Annotated in this window: 4 protein-coding genes; all 4 read left to right on the forward strand. The window is 70.6% G+C overall.

Annotated features, from left to right (window positions below; all coding sequences use genetic code 11):
• The first annotated feature begins 108 nt into the window (after nucleotides 1-108).
• The 4 genes from ACFWEJ_RS26830 (at nucleotide 109) to rpsA (ending at nucleotide 5,546) form a co-directional block, all read left to right on the forward strand.
• The gene (locus ACFWEJ_RS26830) at nucleotides 109-1,116 is read left to right on the forward strand and encodes an ABC transporter permease (protein ID WP_377232226.1); all 1,008 of its coding nucleotides are present in this window, start codon (nucleotides 109-111) and stop codon (nucleotides 1,114-1,116) included.
• A gap of 56 nt (nucleotides 1,117-1,172) precedes the next feature.
• On the forward strand, nucleotides 1,173-2,075 hold the full coding sequence (locus tag ACFWEJ_RS26835) for an ABC transporter permease (protein ID WP_377232228.1): 903 nt from the start codon (nucleotides 1,173-1,175) through the stop codon (nucleotides 2,073-2,075).
• A complete protein-coding gene (locus ACFWEJ_RS26840; protein WP_377232227.1) occupies nucleotides 2,072-3,874 on the forward strand; it encodes a dipeptide ABC transporter ATP-binding protein in 1,803 nt (600 codons plus the stop codon). The genes ACFWEJ_RS26835 and ACFWEJ_RS26840 overlap by 4 nt, the downstream gene beginning before the upstream one ends.
• 193 nt (nucleotides 3,875-4,067) lie before the next feature.
• Nucleotides 4,068-5,546: a 30S ribosomal protein S1 gene (gene rpsA, locus ACFWEJ_RS26845; RefSeq protein WP_182616821.1), complete on the forward strand. Its 1,479-nt coding sequence runs from the start codon at nucleotides 4,068-4,070 to the stop codon at nucleotides 5,544-5,546.
• Nucleotides 5,547-5,570 lie beyond the last annotated feature (24 nt).

Consider the following 5,570-nt stretch of genomic DNA (forward strand, 5'->3'; position numbering starts at 1 on the left):
GGCTCCTCGTCCCCCGCGCCGTGCGGCGGCAGCAGGGTGGCGCGGACGACGGGCCGGCCACGAGCCGGTTGCCCGGGGGACCGATGAACGCATGTCTGTCGAGGAACGATGCTCAGACTGATCGTGCAGCGCCTGCTGCTCCTGATACCCATCCTGCTGGGCCTGTCGATCCTGCTGTTCGGCTGGGTTCGCGCCCTGCCCGGCGGGCCCGTGCAGGCCATGCTCGGCGAGCGGTACACCCCCGAGGCCGCCGCCGAGATCGAGGCCCAGCTCGGCCTCGACCAGCCCGTGATCGTGCAGTACGGCAAGTACCTCGGGCGGTTGCTGCAGGGCGACTTCGGTACCTCGCTGCAGAGCGGCCGGCCCGTGATCGACGAGTTCCTCACGCGGTTCCCCGCGACGATCGAGCTCACCGTGGTGGCGCTGGTCTTCGCGATCGGCATCGGCATCCCGCTCGGCTACGTGGCGGCCCGCCGGGCCGGCTCGGTCGTCGACCACTCGGCGGTCGTGGTCTCGCTGATCGGCGTCACGGTGCCTGTGTTCTTCCTGGCCTTCATCCTGAAGTACGTGTTCGCCGTCGAGCTCGGCTGGTTCCCGACGACGGGGCGGCAGAGCGCCACGATGGTCGCGACGCACCCGACGAACTTCTACGTGCTGGACGGCCTGCTCACCGGTGAGTGGGACGCGGCCTGGGACGCGTTGGTGCACCTGATCCTGCCGGGCATCGCACTCGGCACCATCCCGCTCGCGATCGTGGCCCGCATGACGCGGGCCGCCGTCTCCGAGGTGCAGAACGCCGACTACGTCCGCACGGCGCGGGCCAAGGGCATCAAGCCCGCCCGCCTGCGCGGGGACCATGTCCTGAAGAACGCCATGCTCCCCGTGGTCACCACCATCGGCCTGCAGGTCGGCCTGCTGCTGTCCGGAGCGGTGCTCACCGAGACCGTCTTCGCGTTCAGCGGCATCGGCAGCTTCCTCGCGGACTCCGTCTTCAACGCGGACTACCCGGTCATGCAGGGCTTCGTGCTCATGATCGCCGTGGTCTACGCCCTCGTAAACCTGCTCGTCGACGTGTCGTACGGGCTGATCGACCCTCGGTTGAGGAGGCAGCAGTGAGCGCCAACGAGCTTCCTGTGACCGACGGCGTGGCCGCCGAGCCGCTCCGTACCAGCATCCACGGCGACGGACCCGGCGGGGAGGACCATGCCGGCGAGGGCGTCTGGGCGCGCGCCTGGCGCACCCTGCGCCGCAACCCCGTCGCGATCATCGGCTTCGTCATCGTCGCCGTGTTCGTCCTCGTGGCGGTGCTCGCTCCGCTGCTGGCCCCGTACGGCCCCACCGAGCTGCCGGGCCGCGCCGACGTGCGGCCCACCATGATCCCCGGGCCGTCGGCCGAGTACCCGCTCGGCCTGGACCGCTACGGCGGCGACGTGCTGAGCAAGCTGATCTGGGGCGCGCAGGCCTCGCTCCTGGTCGGCGTGCTGTCCACGCTGTTCGGCCTCGTCGGCGGCATGCTGCTGGGCCTGCTCGCCGGCTGGCTGGGCAGGTGGGTCGACTTCGGCGTCATGCGCCTGGTGGACCTGATGCTGTCGGTGCCCTCCCTGCTCCTGGCGGTCTCGATCGCGGCGATCGCCGGCCAGTCCTCGATGTCGGTGATCATCGCCATCGGTGTGGTGCAGATCCCGATCTTCGCCCGCCTGCTGCGCGGCTCGATGCTCGCGCAGCGCGGCCAGGACTACGTGCTGGCCGCGTCCGCGCTGGGCCTCAGCCGCCGGTCGGTGACCATGAGCCACGTGCTGCCCAACAGCATCGGCCCCGTCATCGTGCAGGCGACGCTGACCCTGGCCACGGCAGTGATCGAGGCCGCGGCGCTCTCCTTCCTCGGCCTGGGCGGCGGCGAGCCGTCCACCGCGGAGTGGGGGCGCATGCTGACGGCCGCGCAGCAGGAGCTCGCGGTCGCACCGCGCCTGGCGATCCTGCCGGGTCTCTGCATCGCGATCACGGCCCTCGGCTTCACCCTCGTGGGCGAGAGCCTGCGCGAGGCCCTCGACCCCCGGAACAGGACCCGACGATGACCGACATCGCTGACAACACGGCCGACGTCCCGGTGGACGGCCCCGTGGACGCACCCGTCGACGCCCCTGCCGACGCGCCCGTCGACGCCCCGGTGGACGCCCCCGCGGAGGACGTCGTCCTGCGGGTCGAGAACCTGAGCGTCGACTTCCGGACCGAGGGCGGCCCCGCCCGCGCCGTGGCGAACGCCAACCTGACCGTCCGGCGCGGCCAGACCGTCGCGATCGTGGGGGAGTCCGGCTCGGGCAAGACCACGCTCGCCATGGCGGTGCTGGGGCTGCTGGCCAGCAACGGGTCCGTGGCCGAGGGTCACATCTGGTTCAAGGACGAGGACCTGGGCCACATCAGCGCGCAGCGCATGGCGCAGCTGCGAGGCACCGAGCTCGGCCTGGTGCCCCAGGACCCGATGACCAACCTCAACCCGATCCTGCGGATCGGGCAGCAGATCGACGAGGGCCTGATCGACAACGGCCTGCGGACGCGCCGCGACGCGCGCGCCCGCACCGTCGAGCTGCTCGACGAGGTGGGCCTGCCCGACGCCGCGCGCCGGGCCGGCCAGTACCCGCACGAGTTCTCCGGCGGCATGCGCCAGCGGGCGCTCATCGCCATGGGCCTGTCCGGCCGCCCGGCCCTGCTCGTCGCGGACGAGCCGACGTCGGCCCTGGACGTGACCGTGCAGCGCGGCATCCTGGACCAGCTCTCCGGCCTGACCGAGGAGCTCGGCACCGCGGTGCTGCTCATCACGCACGACCTCGGCCTCGCGGCCGAGCGCGCCGACATCGTGGTGGTCATGTACCACGGCGAGATCGTGGAGCAGGGCCCGGCCCGCCAGGTGCTCACCGCGCCGCAGCACGACTACACCAAGCGCCTCATGGCCGCGGCCCCGTCGCTCGCCTCGCGCCGCATCGAGATCGCGCGCGAGCGCGGCCTGGAGGACGTGCTGGACGACGCGCTGCTGGCCCCGGGCGAGGAGACGGCCGCCGACGGCGCGACCGACGCCGACGTGCTCGTCTCCGTCAAGGACGTGAGCAAGGTCTTCTCGATCCGCGGCGGCGGGCTGCTGTCGCGCAGCAAGGACTTCACCGCCGTCGACGGCGTGAGCCTCGACATCCCGCGCGGCTCCACCGTGGCCGTGGTGGGGGAGTCCGGCTCGGGCAAGTCGACCCTGGCCCGGATGATCCTCGACATCGAGAAGCCCACCACGGGTTCCATCACCTTCGACGGCGGCCTCGTGGGCGCCGGCAAGCACAAGGAGCAGATCGCCTACCGGCGTCGGGTGCAGCCCGTGTTCCAGGACCCGTACTCCTCGCTGGACCCGCTCTACTCGGTGTTCCGGGCGATCGAGGAGCCGCTGCGCGCGCACGACTACGGCGACGCCGCGGCCCGCCGCGCCCGCGTGGAGGAGCTCGCGGAGCAGGTGGCGCTCAGCAAGGGCCAGCTGCGGCGGTTCCCGTCCGAGCTGTCCGGCGGCCAGCGGCAGCGCGTGGCGATCGCCCGCGCGCTGGCGCTGTCGCCCGAGCTCGTGGTGTGCGACGAGGCGGTCTCGGCGCTCGACGTCGTGGTCCAGGCCCAGATCCTGCAGCTGCTCGCCGGCCTGCAGGAGGAGCTGGGGCTGACCTACCTCTTCATCACGCACGACCTCGCCGTCGTGCGGCAGATCGCCGACCGCGTGCTCGTCATGCAGCAGGGTCGCGTGGTCGAGGAGGGCACCGTCGACTCGGTCTTCGACTCGCCGGCCACCGACTACACCCGGGCGCTGCTGGACGCCATCCCGGGCAAGGATCTGGAGCTCGCGCTCTGAGCGTCGGGCACCCGATCCGTGCGGCTCGCGCCACCCTGGCTCGCGTTGACCAGGGTGCTGCCGCGCCACTAGGATGACTGGCGGTGCCGTGCGCCTTCCGGCGACCTACCGGCACCTCACGAGCACCGCACAAGCAGAGCTCAAACAGACCCTGTCCGTACTACGCCATGTCCGCATCGGAGCATCGAACTCAATGACCATCTCCACCCCTGCGAAGTCCGCACCCCAGGTTGCCGTCAACGACATCGGCACCGAGGAGGACTTCCTTGCTGCCATCGACGCCACCATCAAGTACTTCAACGATGGTGACATCGTCGAAGGCACGATCGTCAAGGTGGACCGTGACGAGGTCCTTCTCGACATCGGCTACAAGACCGAGGGTGTCATCCCGTCCCGGGAGCTCTCGATCAAGCACGACGTCGACCCTGGCGAGGTTGTCGCCGTCGGCGACGCCGTCGAGGCCCTGGTCCTCCAGAAGGAGGACAAGGAAGGCCGCCTGATCCTGTCCAAGAAGCGCGCACAGTACGAGCGCGCCTGGGGCACGATCGAGAAGATCAAGGAGGAGGACGGCGTCGTCACCGGCACCGTCATCGAGGTCGTCAAGGGTGGCCTCATCCTCGACATCGGCCTGCGCGGCTTCCTCCCCGCCTCCCTCGTGGAGATGCGTCGTGTCCGCGACCTCCAGCCGTACGTCGGCAAGGAGATCGAGGCCAAGATCATCGAGCTCGACAAGAACCGCAACAACGTCGTGCTCTCGCGCCGTGCCTGGCTCGAGCAGACGCAGTCCGAGGTTCGCTCGACCTTCCTGCAGACGCTGCAGAAGGGCCAGGTGCGCCCGGGTGTCGTCTCCTCGATCGTCAACTTCGGTGCGTTCGTGGACCTCGGCGGCGTCGACGGTCTGGTGCACGTCTCCGAGCTGTCCTGGAAGCACATCGACCACCCGTCCGAGGTCGTCGAGGTGGGCCAGGAGGTCACCGTCGAGGTGCTCGACGTCGACTTCGACCGCGAGCGTGTCTCCCTGTCGCTGAAGGCGACGCAGGAGGACCCGTGGCAGACCTTCGCCCGTACGCACGCCATCGGTCAGGTCGTGCCGGGTAAGGTCACCAAGCTGGTTCCGTTCGGTGCGTTCGTGCGCGTCGAGGACGGCATCGAGGGCCTGGTCCACATCTCGGAGCTGGCCGTGCGCCACGTCGAGCTGCCGGAGCAGGTCGTCACCGTCGGTGCCGAGGTGTTCGTCAAGGTCATCGACATCGACCTGGAGCGCCGCCGCATCTCGCTGTCGCTCAAGCAGGCCAACGAGGGCGTGGACCCGGAGTCCGAGGACTTCGACCCCGCGCTGTACGGCATGGCCGCCGAGTACGACGAGGCCGGGAACTACAAGTACCCGGAGGGCTTCGACCCGGAGACCAACGAGTGGCTCGAGGGCTTCGAGACCCAGCGCGAGTCGTGGGAGGCGGAGTACGCCAAGGCGCACGAGCGCTGGACCGCGCACCGCAAGCAGGTCGCCGAGGCGCTCACCGCGGACACCGAGGCGTCGTCCGAGGCCCCGGCCGCGCCGGCCGGTGGCGGCGGCAGCACCAGCTACTCCTCGGCTCCGGTCGAGGAGGCCGGTGGCACGCTGGCTTCGGACGAGGCGCTCGCCGCGCTTCGCGAGAAGCTCACGGGCAACTGACCTGAGCGGTGGCGGCCGGAGGTC

This window comes from Promicromonospora sp. NPDC060204, assembly GCF_042728455.1.
GTDB lineage: Bacteria > Actinomycetota > Actinomycetes > Actinomycetales > Cellulomonadaceae > Promicromonospora.

Coding starts and splice junctions, on each gene's coding strand:
- ACFWEJ_RS26830 (WP_377232226.1), top strand. CDS start 109: ATGCTCAGACTGATCGTGCAGCGCCTGCTGCTCCTGATACCCATCCTG.
- ACFWEJ_RS26840 (WP_377232227.1), top strand. CDS start 2,072: ATGACCGACATCGCTGACAACACGGCCGACGTCCCGGTGGACGGCCCC.
- rpsA (WP_182616821.1), top strand. CDS start 4,068: ATGACCATCTCCACCCCTGCGAAGTCCGCACCCCAGGTTGCCGTCAAC.